Source organism: Paludibacterium paludis (assembly GCF_018802605.1).
Taxonomy (GTDB): Bacteria; Pseudomonadota; Gammaproteobacteria; order Burkholderiales; family Chromobacteriaceae; genus Paludibacterium; species Paludibacterium paludis.
The window spans coordinates 61,544-77,865 of record NZ_CP069161.1 but is presented as its reverse complement, the minus strand read 5'-3'; the positions used below and the strand labels follow the sequence as shown (position 1 = coordinate 77,865).

The following is a 16,322-nucleotide window of genomic DNA, read 5'->3' as shown; positions in this document are numbered from 1 at the left end:
AACGATGACAACGAAAAAAGAGACGCTAGGACCGTTTCTGGTGATGCTGTCCGCCATGGGGTTCGGCAGCATGGCGCTGTTCGCGAGACTGGACTATGCCGATGGGGTCGGCACGTCATCGCTGCTGGCCATGCGTTTTCTGCTGGCGGCCGCGGTCCTGGGCGGCTGGGTGGCGATGAGCGGCCGGCGTCTGCCGCGCGGACGCGAGCTCGCCGGCTTCGCGCTGCTCGGCGTGCTGTTCGCCGCGCTCGCCTGGGGGTACTTTTCCGCGCTGCACTACGCGAGCAGCGGCCTGGTGGCCTTGCTGGTGTATACCTACCCGGTGCTGGTGGCGATCCTCGCCGCGCTGCTGGGGTTCGATCGCTTCGGCCGCGCCGAAGGGCTGGCGCTGGCCGTCTGCGTGCTGGGGCTGGCCATGCTGCTTGGCCAGGCGACGCTTGCCGGCCGGCCCGCCGGGGTGTTGCTCGCCCTGCTGTCGGGCAGCCTGTACGCGGTGTACATCCTGATCGGCAGCCGCTTCGCCACCCGTACCGATCCGCTTGCCTCGACCTTCGTGGTGCTCTTGGCGAGCGCCCTGGTGCATCTGGCGCTGGCGAGCCTGGAGGGCGGTGTGGTGCTGCCTCACAGCGCGCGCGGCTGGCTGGCGCTCTTCGCCCTGGCGGGTTTCAGTTCGGTGATGGCGGTGGCGGCGTTTCTTGTCGGCATGCGGCGGATCGGGCCGACGCTGACCTCGATCGTGTCGACCCTCGAGCCGGTGGTGACCGTCGGTCTTGGCATCGCCTTCCTTGGCGAAACGCTGTCGGCGCAGAGCCTCGCCGGCAGCCTGCTGGTGCTTGGCGCCGCGGTGGGGCTGGCCGTGTCGCGCGGCCGAGCCACCGCTCCTATCGCCGAATGAAGGTTTGCAAGGTGCGGTTGACGCGTCGCGTGGTCTCGTTCATCACGTCAAGCAGGGTGTCTTCCTGATCGAGCGAGAGCCGGAGCTCATGCGCGGTGTCGCTCAGCGAGCGCCGCGCGTCGCCGAGGATAGACAGGACCTCGGCGTGGTAGAGCTTGACGTCTTCGATGCCTGAGCCGGCCTGGGCGGGGGCGAAAGCCGCCAGGCGTTCCGAGGCGCTTTGCGCCAGTTGAACCAGCACATCGCGGTAGCGCGAACGCTGCTCCTCGTCGTCCTCCGGCATGTTCTTGGCCAGCAACTGCAATCCCGGGTACTGGAAGGTGGTGCGCGATCCGTAATCCACCACATGCCGCTCCTCGGTCGCCAGTCCCTCCAGCAGCACGCGCTCCATCTGGCTCGACCGTCCTTCGGTATTGCGTGTCACCACCCCCCCGTCCGTCGAGGCCTGGGCCACGCCCTTGAGCCCCAGAGCCGCGAGCGCCGCCAGCAACGCATCGACCAGCTCGCCCGGCTCGCGGCCGGTCAGCAGTCGGCGCAGGCACTGCATTCCGATGCCCAGGCACTGGGCCTCTTCGGCGGCGGTGACCGCCTCCTGCGCCGAGGCTTTCAGATGCTGGATATCGTGATGGGTTTCCTGGGCGAGCTCCGCCTTGAACAGCACTTCTTTGGGCGACAGCGGTTTGAGAATGAAATCGTCGCCCCCGGCGGCGTAGGCCTTGAGCCTTTCCTCGGTGGTGTTGTGGGCGGAAATGAAAATGATGTAGGGCTGGTCGGCCAGCGCCATGTCGCGGATGCGCGAGGCGACGGAGAACCCGTCGATGCCGGGCATCTGGATGTCCAGCAGGATGAGAAACGGATCCTCTCCTTCCAGCCGCGCCAGTCCGTCTTCGCCGGTGGCGGCATAGCTCAGGGCGAATTTCTCTTTCAGGGTGCCCTTGATGATTTCGAAGGCCAGGGGATCGTCGTCGATCACCAGTACTTTGTTTTTGTCCATAGTGCGTCTCCGCCCGCGCGATGAAGGCGCGCAGCCGCGCGCCCGCTTTTATCCTAGGCAATGGCGGGCGCGGTTGCCACTGGCGAGCGCTAAAGATCGTCCGTGTCGGCCCAGCCCTCGCGGTTCCCCGCCTGCAGCACCGTGTCGCCCGGCGCGATGTCGCCGGCGCCGTAGGTCGGCAAGGCCGCGAGCTTGTGGTAAATCGGAGTGAAGTCGGGCGCCGTGGCATCGAACAGCTGGGCGAAATCGTCGATCACGAAATAGGTTTTCTGGAAGGTGTCGATGCGGTAGCGGGTGCGAATCACCCGCTCCAGGTCGAAACCGATCCGGTTGGGACTCGCGCTGTCGAGGCAGTACACCGATTCGGAGCGGCTCGACACGATGCCGGCGCCGTAGATGCGCAGGTCGTCGCCCTCGCGGATCAGCCCGAACTCCACCGTGTACCAGTAAAGCCGCGCGAGCATCGGCAGAGCGCCCAGCCGGCTGGCCTTCATGCCGCCCTTGCCGTAGGCCTCGAGATAGTCGGCGAACACCGGGTGGGCCAGCAGCGGCACATGACCGAACAGGTCGTGAAACACGTCCGGCTCTTGCAGGTAGTCCAGCTGGTGCGGTTCGCGGATCCACCAGGTCACCGGGAAGCGGCGTTCGGCCAGATGCCCGAAAAACACCTCGTCCGGGATCAGCCCCGGCACGGCGACGAGACGCCAGCCGGTCGCCGCGGCCAGCGTGCGGTTGAGCCGCTCGAAGTCCGGGATGCGTTCCGCATCGATGCCGAGCAGATCGAGTCCTTCGAGGAACTCACGGCAGGCGCGGCCTTCGAGCATGTCGCTCTGGCGCCGGAACAGGGTCGCCCAGGTGGCATGGTCTTCGTCCGTATAGCGGGCCGCCGGCTGGGGCAGGGTGAAATCGCGCGGGTCGTGCGCCAGGCCGGCATTTTTGCGAGTGGTGATGTCGGGCACCACGAAATCGGGGTGATCAGTCATTGTCGGACAGTCCGTCAGTGGGGGCAGTCTTTCAGTTTACGCATACCCGCGTGCGGATGGGCCGCAATCCTTGCCATTATTGGGTTAATTTCGCAGAATATCCGCATGATTGATTGTTTTGGTGCGGAAAATGCGCAATATCGAGTGCGATCGCTTTGACTACATGATTTTGACCGAGCTGCAGAAGGATGCGCGGGCGACGCATCAGAAACTGGCGGCGACTGTTCCCCTGTCGGCTTCGCAGATCGGGCGGCGCATTCAGCGCCTGGAAGAGGCCGGCATCATCCAGGGCTACCATATCGCGCTCAGGCCGGATTTATTGGGACTGTCGGTGACGGCCTTCGCCTATGTCAGCCTCGAGCGGCACAATGATCAATCGCTAAGGGAGTTCGCCGACGCCATCGCCCGTCTGCCCGAAGTGCTGGAGTGCTACGCGGCGGCGGGGGAGGCCGACTACCTGCTGCGCATCGTGGTGCCCGACCTGCCGTCGCTGTCGCGGTTCGTGATGAGCCGGCTGATGTGCCTGCCGCTGGTGCGCAGCGTCAAGTCCACCGTGACGCTCGAGCCGGTCAAACAGACGATGGTTCTGCCCCTGCCGTCGCCGCAGTGAGGGGCGCGGCGCGGACGGAGCCCGCGCGGCTCTTGAGCCAGCGGAACATGTCCGGGGCGGCGAGCGGACGGGAGATGAGATACCCCTGGGCGATATCGCAACCCAGCCGCGACAGAAAATCCAGTTGTCCCGGGCTTTCGACGCCTTCCGCCACCGTCTGCAGCCCCAGCGAACCGGCCAGGCTGACAATCGCCGATACGATCGCCTGATCGTCATGATCGGTGTCCAGTTCCCCGATGAACGAACGGTCGATTTTCAGTTTGTCGATGGACAGGCGCTTGAGGTAGGCGAGCGATGAATAGCAAGTACCGAAATCATCGACGGACAGCATGACCCCGCAGGCCTGCAGCGCGCGTGTCATGGCGATGGCCGCTTCGGGCTGGTTCATCGACACGCTTTCGGTCAATTCGATTTCCAAAAGCCCGGCGGGCAGTCCGGTGTCGGCGAGAATCGCGCCGACCCGGGCGGGCAGATTGCTCTGGCGGAACTGCACCATGGAAAGATTGACGGCCACCACCAGAGGAGGCAGCCCCGCCGCCATCCAGGCCACCATCTGTCGCGCCGCGGTGCGCATGACCCATTCCCCGATCGGAACGATCAGCCCGCTTTCCTCGGCAAGAGGGATGAATTCGGCCGGAGGCACGTCGCCCAGCTCGGCGCTCTTCCAGCGCAGCAGCGCCTCCACGCCGAGAATGCGACCGCTTTTGAGGCATTGCTGCGGCTGGTAGTGCAAGGTCAGTTCGTTGCGTTCGAGCGCGCGCCGCAGCGCGTTTTCAATGGCAAGATGGCGCGCCGCGCGTTCCTGCATCTTCGGCTCGAAAAGCCGGAAGGTGTTGCGGCCTTCCTGCTTGGCGCGGTACATGGCGATATCGGCCGCGCGGGAGAGGGTTTCGAAATCGGTTCCGTCGACCGGGTACAGGGCGATGCCGATGGAGGCGGAGACGCTGAATTCGTGCAGCCCGATCCGGCAGTCGCGCGCGGTTTCCGCGAGCAGTTGCTGGGCCACGTGGGCGGCGCCGTCGGCATCGCAGTCGGGCAGCAAGAAAATGAACTCGTCGCCGCCAAGGCGCGACACCGTGTCGGTGCGCCGCAAGGCCGTGCCGAAACGCCGGGCGAGCTTGGCGAGCAGGGCGTCGCCGATGCTGTGCCCCAGCGTGTCGTTGACATTCTTGAAATGGTCGATGTCCAGAAACATCAGCGCCAGCGGCCGGTCCTCGCTTTGCGCGGCGTTGAGGGCCTGGACCGCGCGGTCGGTGAGCAGGGCGCGGTTGGGCAGGCCGGTCAGCGGGTCGTAGTGCGCCAGATAACGGATCTGTTGTTCGGCAAGCCGCCGCTCGGTGATGTCCAGCACCAGGGAGATCACACCCAGGGTGCGCCCGTCGCTGTCGACCAGGGTGGTATTGAACCATTCGCAGATAATCGTACGGCCGGCGCGGGTCAGATTGTTGTTGGTGAAGCGGTGCCCGCCGCGCTGACTGAGCAGCGACTGGAGCACCTGGTCGTTCACCCGTTGCCGCTCCGTCTCGTCAAGAATGAAATAGGCGTGCTGCCCGATCGCCTCTTCGCGGCTGTAGCCGAACATCTGGCTGGCGGCCGGGTTCCAGTCGCGCACGCAAAAGCGCTCGTCCCATTCGATGACCGCCAGCGCGGTTTGCTCGACGAGCAGCGCCAGCCGCTGGCGATAGGCGAGCAGCGCCTCCTCGGCATGCTTGCGTTCGCTGAAATCCTCGACCAGTCCCAGGCCCCCCGTCACCTCGCCGCGATGATCCGTCAGCGGCGCGAACAGTGCCCGCACATCCAGATCGCGCCGCCCGGTCACCGAGTGGTAGCGGCCCTCGTACACGCCGCTGTCGCCGGCCAGCGCGGTGCGCACGGCGTTCGTGATGCGGTTGTCGGGCAGGGACAGCATGTCCAGCCCTTCGAGCGCATCGCGGCTTGACCCCATCAGGGCGACGAAGCGGTCATTGCAGGCGGTGATCCGGCCTGTGGCGTCGAAGTGGAAACTGCCGACCGGGCTGCATTCGAACATCAGACGGAAGCGGGCTTCGCTTTGCCGCCAGGTTTCATGCAGGGGATGGGCGGCCTGGATCAGGAGGCGCCCGTCGGGAAGGGGCTCACGGCTAAAACGCAGACCGGGGCCCTGCGCGAGGGGCAGAGGCGGGGCGTCGGGCGTGGAGAAGAACCGTTGATCGACCGGACGGCCGGTCATTGCGTCGGGCGGCAACCCCGACAGACGGCATGCCGCGGCATTGGCGAATTCGATGCGCCGGTCGCGGCCGACCAGCCAGACGGCGCCAAGGGCTTCTTCGTGGGGGAGGGCGAACCCCGACGCCTTTTCGGTATCCATCGCGACATTCTGCAAAAACATTAACTTATGATCAAGAATTACGACATTGGCAATTGATAGCCATCAAAAATGGGCGACCAGTCAGCTCGCGCCCTGGTGCAACAGCCATTGCCAGACACGTTCGGCGGCCGGTTGCAGCGCGCGCGCCGTACGCGCCAGATAATAGGCTTGGGGGGATTCGACCCGCAGCGTGAAAGGTTCGACAAGGCGTCCCGCGCTGACCAGATGGTCGACCAGGCAGGAGCGCCCCATCGCGATGCCGAAGCCATTGAGCGCGGCTTCGATCAGCAGATTGCCATCGTTGAAGATCATGCCGCCGCTGTCCAGCCACGCGAGGCGGTCGGCCTCCTTGAGCCACGACTCCCAGTGCGCGTGGTTCACATCGTGCAGCAGCGGTGCGCCAAGGCGCGCCGAAGCGAGGTCGCCAAGACGTTTTTTCACGTCGGGATGGCACACCGGGCTTAACGCTTCGCTGCACAGTTTTTCGCTGATGGCTTCGGGCCACTCTCCCTTGCCGTAACGGATTTCGAAATCGAATCCGTCGCGTGCCAGATCCGCCTCTTCCAGCGACGCCGACAGCTCGATGGCGATATCCGGGAACGCATGGTAGAACTCGGGCAGGCGCGGCATCAGCCAGTGCGCGCCGAACGAAGGGGGCAGGCTGACCCGCACCAGCGCCGGGCCCGTGCGGGCGCGCAGCTCGTCGCCGAGCGCCGACAGACCGGACAACATCGGGGCGACATGGCGGAACAGGCGCTCTCCCGTTTCGGTCAGCGCCACGCCGCGCGCCTGGCGCAGGAACAGCGATTGGCCGAAATAGTCCTCCAGCTGGGCGATCTGGCGGCTGATGGCGCCATGGGTCAGGCAGACCTCGCGGGCGGCCAGGGTGAAGTTCTTCAAACGCGCCGCCGCTTCGAAGGCGACCAGGGCTTTCAGTGGAGGAAGGTTCACGGCTACCTGTGAAATTTTCTGATGGCTGAGGTGAGATCATATCGTTTGTCCGCCGGGTGCTCAAGGCATAAGCTTCCACCATCGATCAATAAGATCACCAGGAACCGGAACAAAATGGGTGTGCGGATTGCGATTGGCGGCGCGACGGGCAATGTGGGCAGGGAGTTGTTGCGCATTCTTCTGGAGCGCGGGTTTCCCGCCGACGAGTTGGTGCCGCTCGCGTCGGCCCGCAGCGCGGGCAGTGTGATCCATGCCGCCGGGCAGACGCTCGAGGTGCGCGATCTGTTCGAGCACGACTTCGCCGGCACCGACATTCTGTTCCTGTCAGCCGGGGCCGAGGTGTCGCGACGGATCAGCCCGAAGGCCGCCGCCGCCGGCTGCGTGGTGATCGACAACAGTTCCGCGTTCCGGCTTGCCGGCGATGTGCCGCTGATCGTGCCCGAAGTCAATGGCGACAGGATCGGCGAATGGCAGAAGCGCCGCATCCTGCCGGTCGGCAATTGCGCCGCCATTCCCCTTGCCATGGTGCTGGCGCCGCTCGCCCGCGAGGTCGCGCTGCGCCGCGTGGTGATGTCGACCTACCAGTCGGTGTCGGGAGCCGGCCGCGCCGGTCTGGAAAAACTCGCGCGCCAGAGCCGCAGCGCCCGCTATGACGGCCGGTCGATGTCCTGGCCTGACGGCTGGGGCGGGGGCGAGGCCGCGCCGCTGGCGTTCAATGTCGTGCCGCGCATCGGCGCGTTTCTCGAGGACGGCAGCACCGGCGAGGAAGAGAAAGTGGTGGCCGAAACGGCCCGCATGCTTGGCTTCGACGTGCGCATGGCGGTGACCTGCGTGCGCGTGCCGGTGATGGTCGGCCACTCCGCATCGGTCAATATCGAGTTCGCTTCCGCGCTGGGCGCCGCGCGCGCCCGGGAAATCCTGGCCGCGGCGCCGGGCGTTGCGCTGCTTGACGAACCGGACAAGGATCGCTTCGCCATGCCGTTGTTCGTCGAGGGCCGCGACGAGGTGTTCGTGTCGCGCCTGCGCGACGACGTGAGCCTCGACTCCGGTCTTTCCCTGTGGATCGTCAGCGACAACCTGCGCAAGGGCGCCGCCCTCAACGCCGTGCAGATCGGCGAAGCCCTGCTGGACGACGCGGCGTTCCGCGCGCATCTTGCCCGCCGCCGCTCTTCCGTGCTGCGGCTCGTTTCCCAGGCGGCCTGACGCGCCGCATCCTAGAGCGAGACGCCGGCCCGCCGCCAGTTGGCGGCGATATCCCGGGCGGCGTCAAGAATGCGCTCGCGCGCGGCGTCCGTGCGCTTGCCGGGGCGCCACGCCATCATCACTTCCCATTGCCAGGCCGGCAGGTCGCCCAGCGGCAAGCGCACGAGCCGGCCCGCCGACAGATCGTCGGTGACCGCGAGCGCCGGCATGAACACCACGAAACCGTGCAGCAGCGCCAATTCCCGCGCCGCCGAGGCCGGCTGCACGGTGTGCAGCGGCTGCGCCTTGCCGCGCAGGGAGCGCAGTGTCCGTATCAATGTTTCGCAGCCGTCTCCCCATCCTTGCGGCACAAGTCGGCAATTCGCGAGATCGGCCATCTCGAGCGATGTCCGCGCGGCCAGCGGGTGCCCGCTGCCCGCGACGGCGATGATCGGCGAACGGGCCAGCCGTTCCATGGCGATGCCCGCCACCGGCGGGCAGCGGAGCACGAATCCCACCCGCGTGTGTCCCGCCAGCAGGTTTTCCATGATGTTCGGAGAATGATCGGTCTGGCAGCGGATCTCCAGCGGGGCATCGGCGAGCGCGGTGATCAGCGGTCCGAACAGCGTCGATGCCAGGGACGGCATGCAGGCGATCGGCATCAGCGGCAGCGCCGGCGCGCCGGCGATGGCGTCGCGGCCGGCATCCAGCCGGGCCAGGGCATCGCGCGCCGTGTCGAGAAAGGCGAGGCAGGCCTGGGTGGGTTCGGCGCCGCGCCGGTGCCGGACGAACAGGGAAACGCCGAGCCAGGCTTCCAGCGCGGCGACGCGCTGGCTGACCTGGGGCTGCGACCAGCCGCGCAGGGCCGCCGCCTGGCTGAAGCTTCCCCGGTCGGCGATATCGCACAACAGCGCCAGATCGGTCAGTGAAACAGACATAATGAAAATCTATAAAAACTATAGCTGGATAACCGCTTCAACTATAGCAGAGTGCGCGTCACACTGGTGCCGGTCCTGGTTCATGGAGCTTCGCGATGACCCCCGCCTCGCCAGCCCGCCGTTTCGGCAAATGTTTTATCGTGATCGACAATCTTCTGGTCGTCGCCGGATTTTTCGTGGTGTTTCCCCTGGTGAGTCTGCATTTCGTGGACCGGCTCGGCTGGGCCGGCGCGCTGGTCGGCGCGGCGCTGGCGCTGCGCCAACTGGCGCAGCAGGGATTCGGCCTGGTCGGCGGCTCGCTGGCCGACCGCTTCGGCGCCAAGCCGCTGATCGTCGCCGGCATGCTGGTCCGCGCGGCGGGCTTCGCCGTCCTCGCGGCGGCCGACACACCGTCGCTTCTGATATTGGCCTGCCTGCTCTCGGCCTTCGGCGGCACACTGTTCGAGCCGCCGCGCTCGGCGCTCGCGGTGAAATTCACCCGGCCGCGCGAGCGCAGCCGTTTTTACGCGCTGCTGATGATGTGCGACAGCGCCGGCGCGGTGGGCGCCGCCCTGCTGGGCAGCTGGCTGATGCGCTATGATTTTCGCTGGGTGGCCGGCGCGGGGGCGGGGCTGTTTCTGGCCGCCGCGCTGATCAATGCGCTGTTTTTGCCGCGCTGGCGCATCGCGTCGCGGAGGGAGCCCATCCTGGCGGGCATGCGCCGCGTTCTGGCCGACGCGCCTTTTCGCCGGCTGGTCCTGACGCTCAGCGGCTATTACGCGCTGTTGGTGCAGGTCATGCTGACCATTCCCGTGGCGCTCCGGCATCTGTCCGGCTCGGATACCGTGGTGGGCGGGATGTACGCGCTGGAAACCGCGCTGTCGCTGACCCTGCTCTATCCGCTCGCGCGGCTGGGCGAGCGCTATTTCAGCTTGCCGCAGCGCCTGATGGCCGGGCTGGCGCTGATGACCGCGTGCCTCGGGTTGATGGCGCTGGCTGGCGGCGTGACGGCGATGTTCCTGCTGCTGGGCGGTTTTTACCTTGGCACGCTGATCGCCGAACCCGCCCGGGAAACCCTCGTGGCCGGCATGGCCGATCCCGCGCGGCGCGGCAGCTATCTGGGCTTCGGGCGTATCGGTTTCGCGCTGGGCGGGGGGCTTGGCCACTTCGGTGGCGGCATGCTCTACGATCTGGCGCGGCGGGAGGCGGTGCCCGAATTGCCCTGGATCGCGCTTTTCGCGGTCGGCGCGCTGACCCTCGCCGCCCTTGCGCGCCAGTTGGGCGTCGCGCGCCGCGGGGTTCTCGCCGGCGCATGACCGGTCCGCTCCGGCACTTGCCAGCGCGTGCCGTTTATTGTCACGATGGCGGGTGTCGTGATCATCGTTTTTTCTATCCTGCCCATGTCTCCCGCGCTATCGCGTTTCACCCGTCTTAACGAAGAACAGAAGGCCCTGGCCGTTTCTCTGGCCGGCACCCTGTCGCTGGCGACGCTCGGTATCGGCATCGGCGCGGCGATCGGTTCGCAATCGATTCTGTTCGACGGTTTTTTCACGCTGATCAGCACCGGCATGACGAGTCTTGGCATGCTGGTGTCGCATCTGGTGACCCGCCCCGAAAACGAGCGCTTCCAGTTCGGTTACTCGCGCTTCGAGCCGTTGATCAACCTGTTCAACGGTCTGGTGATCCTGCTGGTGTGCCTGTACGCGCTGACCACCGCGGCGATGGCGCTGGCCGGCGGAGGCCACCGCGTCGACGCCGGCATCGCGTTGTGGTACGAGATTCCGGTGATCGTGGTGTGCGCGCTGCTGTACCGCTATGAAGCGGCGATGGCGAAAAAACTCGGTTCCTCGCTGGTCGATGTCGACGCGCGCGAGTGGCTGGTGGACGGACTGTTGAGTTTCGGCATCGGCCTCGGTTTTCTTGCCGCGCTGCTGATGGAAGGGTCGCGCTTCGAGCGCTGGCTGCCGTATGTCGATCCCCTGCTGGTCGTGGTGCTGTCGCTGATGTCGCTGACGATTCCGCTCTCGGTGATCCGAGCCAACCTCAAGGAGGTGCTGTTCATCGCGCCGGACGCGATGAGCCGGAATGTCGCGGAGGCCCTCGAGGTCATGCTGCCCGGGAATGGCGTGCTCGGGCATACGGCGTCGGTGGCCAAGTCCGGCCGCACGTATTTTCTGGACATCAACCTGAAAATCCATCCCGATTCGCCGCTGGCCGGCGTGCGTGCCCAGGACGCCTTCCGCGACGCGCTGTGCCGCCGCCTCGGGCTGGACGAGACGACCCAGTGGCTGAGCGTGTGCTTCACCACCGAGTCGCGCTGGCTGTGACGGCCGGGATCAGGCCCGGGCGAACAGCGCTTCGTAGCGGGCCGGATCGAAGCGCGAGGCCATGAACAGCATGCCCAGCGTCACGGCCAGCAGCAACAGCCAGGCGCCGGCGAAACCGTGGGTCGCGTCGCGGATCGCCCCGGCCGCCATCGGCGAGAACGCGGCGATGAAATAGCCGGTGCCCTGCACGAAAGCGGCGAGCCGTCCGGCGCGGCGCGCGCTGGCGATGTGATCCATGGTGATGATCAGCGTCAGCGGGAACACGCCGCCGATACCGAAGCCGAGCAGTCCGGTCCACAGCATCGGCAGGGCCGTCGGGGCGAGCAGCAGGCCGGAGAAGCCCGCCACCACGCCGGCGAGCGCCGCGAACAGGATCGGCCGGCGGTCGGTGGCGCGCTGCGCGAGCGTCGGCAGCACAAGACCCGAGAGCACTTCCATGCTGGTCAGGAAAGCCAGCATCAGGCCGGCCTGGGTGTCTTTCCAGCCCATTTCCACAAAATAGGGCGGCAGCCACGCCAGCACGCAGGTGTAGGACGCCGTGCCCAGCCCGAAAAACACGCCGAGCAGCCAGGCGCGAGGATTGCGCGCGAACGATTCCGGCGCCTCGTTGTCGTCGGCGTCATGCGCGGCCACGCCACCGACCTGGCGGCGCACCGCGTACCAGGCCGCCAGCGCGAGAGCCGCCAGTCCCGACCAGACCGCGAGAGCGGCATGCCAGCCGCCGTAGCTTTCGACGAACGGCGAGGCCGCCGCGGCGATGGCCGCGCCGCCCATGATGGAGGTCACGTAAAGCCCCATCAGCAACGCCACCCCCCCGGGAAAATGATGTTTGATGATGCCGGGCATCACCGCCTGGATCACCGCGATGCCGGCGCCCGCGGTCACCGCGGTGAGGATCAGCGCCACGGCGTCGTCCGCCCACAGGCGGGCGAGACTGGACAGGCCGATCACCGCCAGCGACAGCGCGACCGCGCGGTGCTCGCCAAGCCGCGCGGCAAGCCGGCCGCCGCCGGACATGGCCAGGCCCATGGCCAGCACCGGCAGCATGGTCAGCAGGGAAATCAGCGTGAAGCTCAAGGGCAGCGAGGCGCGGATCGGGGTGAGCAGCGGTCCGATGGCGGCCATCGACGGGCGCAGGTTGAGGCCGGCGAGAATCAGGGCCAGCACCATCGGAAACAGGGACGAGGACGAGCGGACAGCGGGGGGCAACGACAAAACACCACTCCTAAAGCAAGTTAATTCTTCATATTAAATTAAATTTTCCAATTAATTTCAAGGGAAGGATTCTCATATGCTATAGGGGTGAGTTCCGTGTCCGGCCCGATGACAGCGCCGGACACGGGTTTTCAGACGCGCGCGATCGAGACGCCGCCATCGGCGAACAGTGTGGTTCCTGTGGTGAAGCTGGAGTCGTCGCAGGCCAGGTAGAGCGCCGATCTCGCGATCTCGACGGGACTGGCGAGCCGCTTCATGGCATGCAGGTTTTCAACGAACGCCTTTTGTTCCGGCGTGCTCGCCGCCGCCCGTCCCATTTCGGTGTCGGTGCCGCCCGGCAGCAGGGCGTTGACGCGCAGTCCCGCCGCGCCGTATTCGGCGGCCAGGGTCCGCATCAGACCGACAAGACCGGCTTTGGCGGCCGCGTAGGCCGCCATGCCGGGGAAGCCGACCGAGTAACCGACGAATGACGAAGTGAAAATCAGCGAGGCGCCCGCGCCGCGTTCGAGCATCGCGGGAATCTGGTGTTTCGCGGCGAGAAAGGCGCTGGTCAGATTGCTGTCGAGCGTGTCGCGCCAGCCATCGAGCGGCATCTCCGTCACGGAGCCTTGCGCGCCGAGCGAGCCGGCATTGTTGAACGCGATGTCCAGGCCGCCGAAGCGCTCCCGCGCGAGCGCCACGGCGCGCTTCGCGCAGTCTTCGTCCCGGACGTCGCCCGCCAGCGCCACCGCCCGGCCGCCCGCGGCGGCGATTTCGCCGACCAGCGAGTCCAGCGCGGCCGCCCGGCGCGCGACAACGATGACACCGGCCCCTTCGCTCGCGAAAAGCTTCGCGGTTTCGCGGCCGATGCCGGAACTGGCGCCGGTGACGATCGCCGTTTTGTTCGCCAACTTCTTCATGGTATCCCTCCCGGGGTGTGGGTGACTTTGCCGGTATCAGACTAGGGGAGCGGGCGCGGCGGGGCACTCCGCATCTTGCGGTCGAATCGGGCGTCGGACAGGAGGGCACGCGTCGTTGTGGATTGCGGCGATCATCGGCGGCAAGAACATCGGCATTGCTTGTTATACTTTTGGCATGGTTGCTCAGGCGAACATGGAGGCCGTCGTGATATGTCGTCTTGCCGCTCTTGCCCTGTTCCTGCCGTATCTTGCCGTTGCCGGCCCGGAGTCCGCGGCGTTCGTCGCCAATGTGTCGGGGCAGGGCCCGCCGATGATCCTGATCGCCGGCCTTGGCGCGTCCGGCGCCGTATGGGACGGGACAGTGAAACATTTCGCCGGCCGTTACGAATGCCATGTGTTGACGCTGGCCGGTTCGGGCGGCGCGCCGCCGATAAAAGGCGCCCTGCTGCCCAGGGTCGACGCGGCGCTCGCCGCCTACCTTGGCGAGCGCCATCTGGAGCGGCCCGTGCTGGTGGGGCACAACCTCGGCGGCACGATCGCGCTGGGTTTTGCCGAACGGCATCCGGGCATGGTCGGCGCGCTGGTGATCATCGACACCTTGCCCGCGCTCGGCGCGGCCGAGGATAACGATATCCCGGCCGCCGGAATCGAACGGCAGGCGGCCAGGAGCCGCGATGAAGCGCTCAACGCGCCCCACGACCCGAAAACCCGGCGCGAGGTCGCGGCGACCCTGGCGACGCGCCCCGTCGACATCGACCGGGTGCTGGCCATGGACAAGGCGTCCGACCGGCGCGCCATCGCCGAGGCGACTTACGAAATGATGAAGGCCGACCTGCGTCCCGGCTTGCCGGCCATCGTGGCGCCGACGCTGGTGCTGGGCAGTTGGGTCGCCTATCGGGATGTCGCCTCGCGGCGCGATGTCGAGGACACGTTCCGGCTCCAGTTCTCGGGCCTGCGCGACGTGACGCTGGCGCTCAGCGAGTCGGCGCGGCATTACATCATGTACGACGATCCGGGCTGGATGCTCGGACAGATGGACAGGTTTCTCAAGCCGCGCCAGCCGGGCGCGCGTCAATAGGCCGCGAGCCGTCGGCGTTCGTGGCTGTCGAAATGCGCCAGGGCATAGTCCGCCAGCGCCGTCTCGCGCTCGGCGGGGCTGAGCCGGGCATTGCCGGCCAGGCGTTCCCGTTCGGCGCGGTAGGCGGCGATGCGGTTTTGCCAGTCGGTTTGCCGGCGGTCCATTTCCGCGAGCCGTCCGGCCGCGGCCTGGCCCGCCACGCGGCTGCGCAGCCGGTAAAGGTCGTCGTCGCCGCCGCCTTGCGACAGCAGCGCGGCCTCCTGGTCGGCGAGCGCCGTGTGCGCCACCGCCTCGCGCCGGGCTTCTTGCATGGCGGCCGGCAAGGCCGCCTCGAGCTCCCCGGCGCGGCGCGTCTTTTCCTGGGCGCTGAGCGAGGGATCCGCGCGGATCGCCAGAAGCCCGAGGCTGAAATCGTCGAAGCGGTCACTGTCGCCGAACAGCCCCCGCGCCTCCTCTTCCCGGAAAAAACGCCCGCGCAGCGCACGCATCGCGTCGAGGCGGGCTTTCATCGACTCTTCGGCACCCGGCGTTCGGGCGGCGACGGCCTGCTTGTACGCACGGTAGCGGTCGAACAGGTCGAGCACCGCCCCGCGCGCCCGCGCGTCAAGGCCGGCGGGCAGCGCCGCGGCGAGCGACTGACGGATCGCCGCGGCGCTTTTTTCGCCCAGCGCGGCGAGGTGATAGTCGAACAGCCGGCGCAGCGCCGCGTCGGCCACCGGCCGGCCATGCGCTTCGCGCGCCGCGCCGTCGGGTTGGGTGCCCTGCTGGGACAACGCCACGCCGGTCGATTCGGAACGGGGCGGCGGGTCGTCCCGCCCGGGCCAGAAGATCATGGCCGCCACCGCGAGCGCGAGCACGGCGACGGCGAATCGTCCCGCGAATGTCACAGTCCGGCTTCCTTCAGCCGATTGGCGTGCTGGCGGAACAGCGTGACCGGGCTGATCTCGAAGAGGTTGACCAGACCGACCATCTGATTGACCTCATCGAGATGATTCATCGCGTAATTGCTGCGGATGACCTGACCCAGATGGCTTGAGCAGCGGCTCACCAGCCCGTCGTTGGCCTCGCCGTGCACCAGACTCAGGATGCCGATGCCCGGGTCGGTGATATCGAGCACGTTGGTCAGGCCGCTGGTGCCGCTCCACGAGTAGTAACGCACGCCACCGGTTTCGTGGGCGCCTTCACCGCAGCGGCTGGCGGGCAGGCCTTCGGGGAAGCGCCGGTTGAAGCGCTCCATTCCCGCCGTGGTCAGCGAGTTCAGCGCCGCGGTCGGCACCTGGGGCAGCGAAGGGTTGCCCGACACAAGGCTGATCAGTTTGGCGAGCGTGCCGGCCAGCCTGGCCGCCAGTGCTTCGGCGGGTGATCCGGGAGGAGCGGCGGCGCGCAGCAGGTCCGCGACGCGGGAGCCGCCGTTGACACCGCCCACCGAGGTCGCCGACGCCACGATATCCGGGCGCACGGCGGCCACGTAGCGCACTGTCGGCGCGCCCTGGCTGTGGCCGATCAGGTTGACCTTGTCGGCGCCGGTCATCGCGAGAATGCGCTCGACTTCGGCGAGCAGTTGCTCGCCGCGCACTTCGTTGCTGTTGGTGGCCGAGACCTGGGCGACGAAGACCCTGGCGCCGCCCTCGCGCAATTCGGCGGGGATGCCGTAGAAATAATCGAGACCCAGCGCCGTGTCGAAACCGAACAGACCGTGCACCAGTACGATGGGATAGCGGGTGCGGGTATAGTCGCCCGCCAAGGAAGGCGGGCTCAAGAACACAGTACAAAGCGCGAGCAGGATGGACAGCAGCGGGATGATGCGTTTCATGGTTCTCTCCTCGTGTGTTGTGCGGCGAAAGCCTTGTTTATGAGGATGACAATAGCAACCATGCTACAAAATGCAAATGTTAAGTGACTGATGTCGCAGGTTTTTTCAGAG

At 66.9% G+C, this 16,322-nt stretch carries 15 protein-coding genes; 6 read left to right on the top strand and 9 right to left on the bottom strand.

What is annotated here, in order from left to right; all coding sequences use genetic code 11:
- The first annotated feature begins 4 nt into the window (after nt 1-4).
- Nucleotides 5-895: a DMT family transporter gene (locus JNO50_RS00315; protein WP_189532654.1), complete on the top strand. Its 891-nt coding sequence runs from the start codon at nt 5-7 to the stop codon at nt 893-895.
- On the opposite strand, the gene JNO50_RS00310 is transcribed toward JNO50_RS00315, so the two are convergent.
- Both JNO50_RS00310 and phhA read right to left on the bottom strand, forming a co-directional pair.
- A complete protein-coding gene (locus JNO50_RS00310; RefSeq protein ID WP_189532652.1) occupies nt 882-1,889 on the bottom strand; it encodes a response regulator in 1,008 nt (335 codons plus the stop codon). The two genes, JNO50_RS00315 and JNO50_RS00310, sit on opposite strands and share 14 nt — an antisense overlap.
- 89 nt (nt 1,890-1,978) lie before the next feature.
- Complete coding sequence (gene phhA / locus JNO50_RS00305; RefSeq protein WP_189532650.1) at nt 1,979-2,872, bottom strand: phenylalanine 4-monooxygenase; 894 nt, start codon at nt 2,870-2,872, stop codon at nt 1,979-1,981.
- Nucleotides 2,873-3,002: 130 nt separating this feature from the next.
- Here phhA and JNO50_RS00300 point away from each other — a divergent pair, with 130 nt between their 5' ends.
- Complete coding sequence (locus JNO50_RS00300; protein WP_189532648.1) at nt 3,003-3,482, top strand: Lrp/AsnC family transcriptional regulator; 480 nt, start codon at nt 3,003-3,005, stop codon at nt 3,480-3,482.
- Here the strand turns inward: JNO50_RS00300 and JNO50_RS00295 are convergent.
- Together JNO50_RS00295 and JNO50_RS00290 are read right to left on the bottom strand one after the other, a co-directional pair.
- Nucleotides 3,442-5,829 (bottom strand): sensor domain-containing protein, encoded by a 2,388-nt coding sequence (locus tag JNO50_RS00295; protein WP_189532647.1) that lies wholly within the window; start codon nt 5,827-5,829, stop codon nt 3,442-3,444. The two genes, JNO50_RS00300 and JNO50_RS00295, sit on opposite strands and share 41 nt — an antisense overlap.
- A gap of 81 nt (nt 5,830-5,910) precedes the next feature.
- The gene (locus JNO50_RS00290; RefSeq protein WP_189532645.1) at nt 5,911-6,780 is read right to left on the bottom strand and encodes a LysR substrate-binding domain-containing protein; all 870 of its coding nucleotides are present in this window, start codon (nt 6,778-6,780) and stop codon (nt 5,911-5,913) included.
- Between the two features lie 114 nt (nt 6,781-6,894).
- On the opposite strand from JNO50_RS00290, the gene JNO50_RS00285 reads away from it, so the two are divergent.
- Nucleotides 6,895-7,983: an aspartate-semialdehyde dehydrogenase gene (locus JNO50_RS00285; RefSeq protein ID WP_189532643.1), complete on the top strand. Its 1,089-nt coding sequence runs from the start codon at nt 6,895-6,897 to the stop codon at nt 7,981-7,983.
- 11 nt (nt 7,984-7,994) lie between these two features.
- Here the strand turns inward: JNO50_RS00285 and JNO50_RS00280 are convergent, their stop codons facing one another.
- Nucleotides 7,995-8,900: a LysR family transcriptional regulator gene (locus tag JNO50_RS00280; protein ID WP_189532634.1), complete on the bottom strand. Its 906-nt coding sequence runs from the start codon at nt 8,898-8,900 to the stop codon at nt 7,995-7,997.
- A 95-nt stretch (nt 8,901-8,995) separates the two neighbouring features.
- Between JNO50_RS00280 and mdtH the strand changes: the two genes are divergently transcribed.
- Together mdtH and JNO50_RS00270 are read left to right on the top strand one after the other, a co-directional pair.
- The gene (mdtH, locus tag JNO50_RS00275; protein ID WP_189532632.1) at nt 8,996-10,195 is read left to right on the top strand and encodes a multidrug efflux MFS transporter MdtH; all 1,200 of its coding nucleotides are present in this window, start codon (nt 8,996-8,998) and stop codon (nt 10,193-10,195) included.
- A 57-nt stretch (nt 10,196-10,252) separates the two neighbouring features.
- Nucleotides 10,253-11,206, top strand: a complete 954-nt coding sequence (locus JNO50_RS00270; RefSeq protein ID WP_189532630.1) for a cation diffusion facilitator family transporter — start codon at nt 10,253-10,255, stop codon at nt 11,204-11,206.
- A gap of 9 nt (nt 11,207-11,215) precedes the next feature.
- On the opposite strand, the gene JNO50_RS00265 is transcribed toward JNO50_RS00270, so the two are convergent.
- Both JNO50_RS00265 and JNO50_RS00260 read right to left on the bottom strand, forming a co-directional pair.
- Complete coding sequence (locus tag JNO50_RS00265; RefSeq protein ID WP_215796436.1) at nt 11,216-12,421, bottom strand: cyanate transporter; 1,206 nt, start codon at nt 12,419-12,421, stop codon at nt 11,216-11,218.
- 131 nt (nt 12,422-12,552) lie between these two features.
- Nucleotides 12,553-13,320, bottom strand: a complete 768-nt coding sequence (locus JNO50_RS00260; RefSeq protein WP_189532627.1) for an SDR family oxidoreductase — start codon at nt 13,318-13,320, stop codon at nt 12,553-12,555.
- A gap of 205 nt (nt 13,321-13,525) precedes the next feature.
- On the opposite strand from JNO50_RS00260, the gene JNO50_RS00255 reads away from it, so the two are divergent.
- Complete coding sequence (locus JNO50_RS00255; protein ID WP_189532625.1) at nt 13,526-14,398, top strand: alpha/beta fold hydrolase; 873 nt, start codon at nt 13,526-13,528, stop codon at nt 14,396-14,398.
- On the opposite strand, the gene JNO50_RS00250 is transcribed toward JNO50_RS00255, so the two are convergent.
- Complete coding sequence (locus JNO50_RS00250) at nt 14,392-15,285, bottom strand: lipase secretion chaperone (RefSeq protein ID WP_189532624.1); 894 nt, start codon at nt 15,283-15,285, stop codon at nt 14,392-14,394. The genes JNO50_RS00255 and JNO50_RS00250 overlap by 7 nt on opposite strands.
- Nucleotides 15,282-16,211 (bottom strand): esterase/lipase family protein, encoded by a 930-nt coding sequence (locus JNO50_RS00245; RefSeq protein ID WP_189532622.1) that lies wholly within the window; start codon nt 16,209-16,211, stop codon nt 15,282-15,284. Before JNO50_RS00245 ends, JNO50_RS00250 begins: the two co-directional genes overlap by 4 nt.
- Nucleotides 16,212-16,322 lie beyond the last annotated feature (111 nt).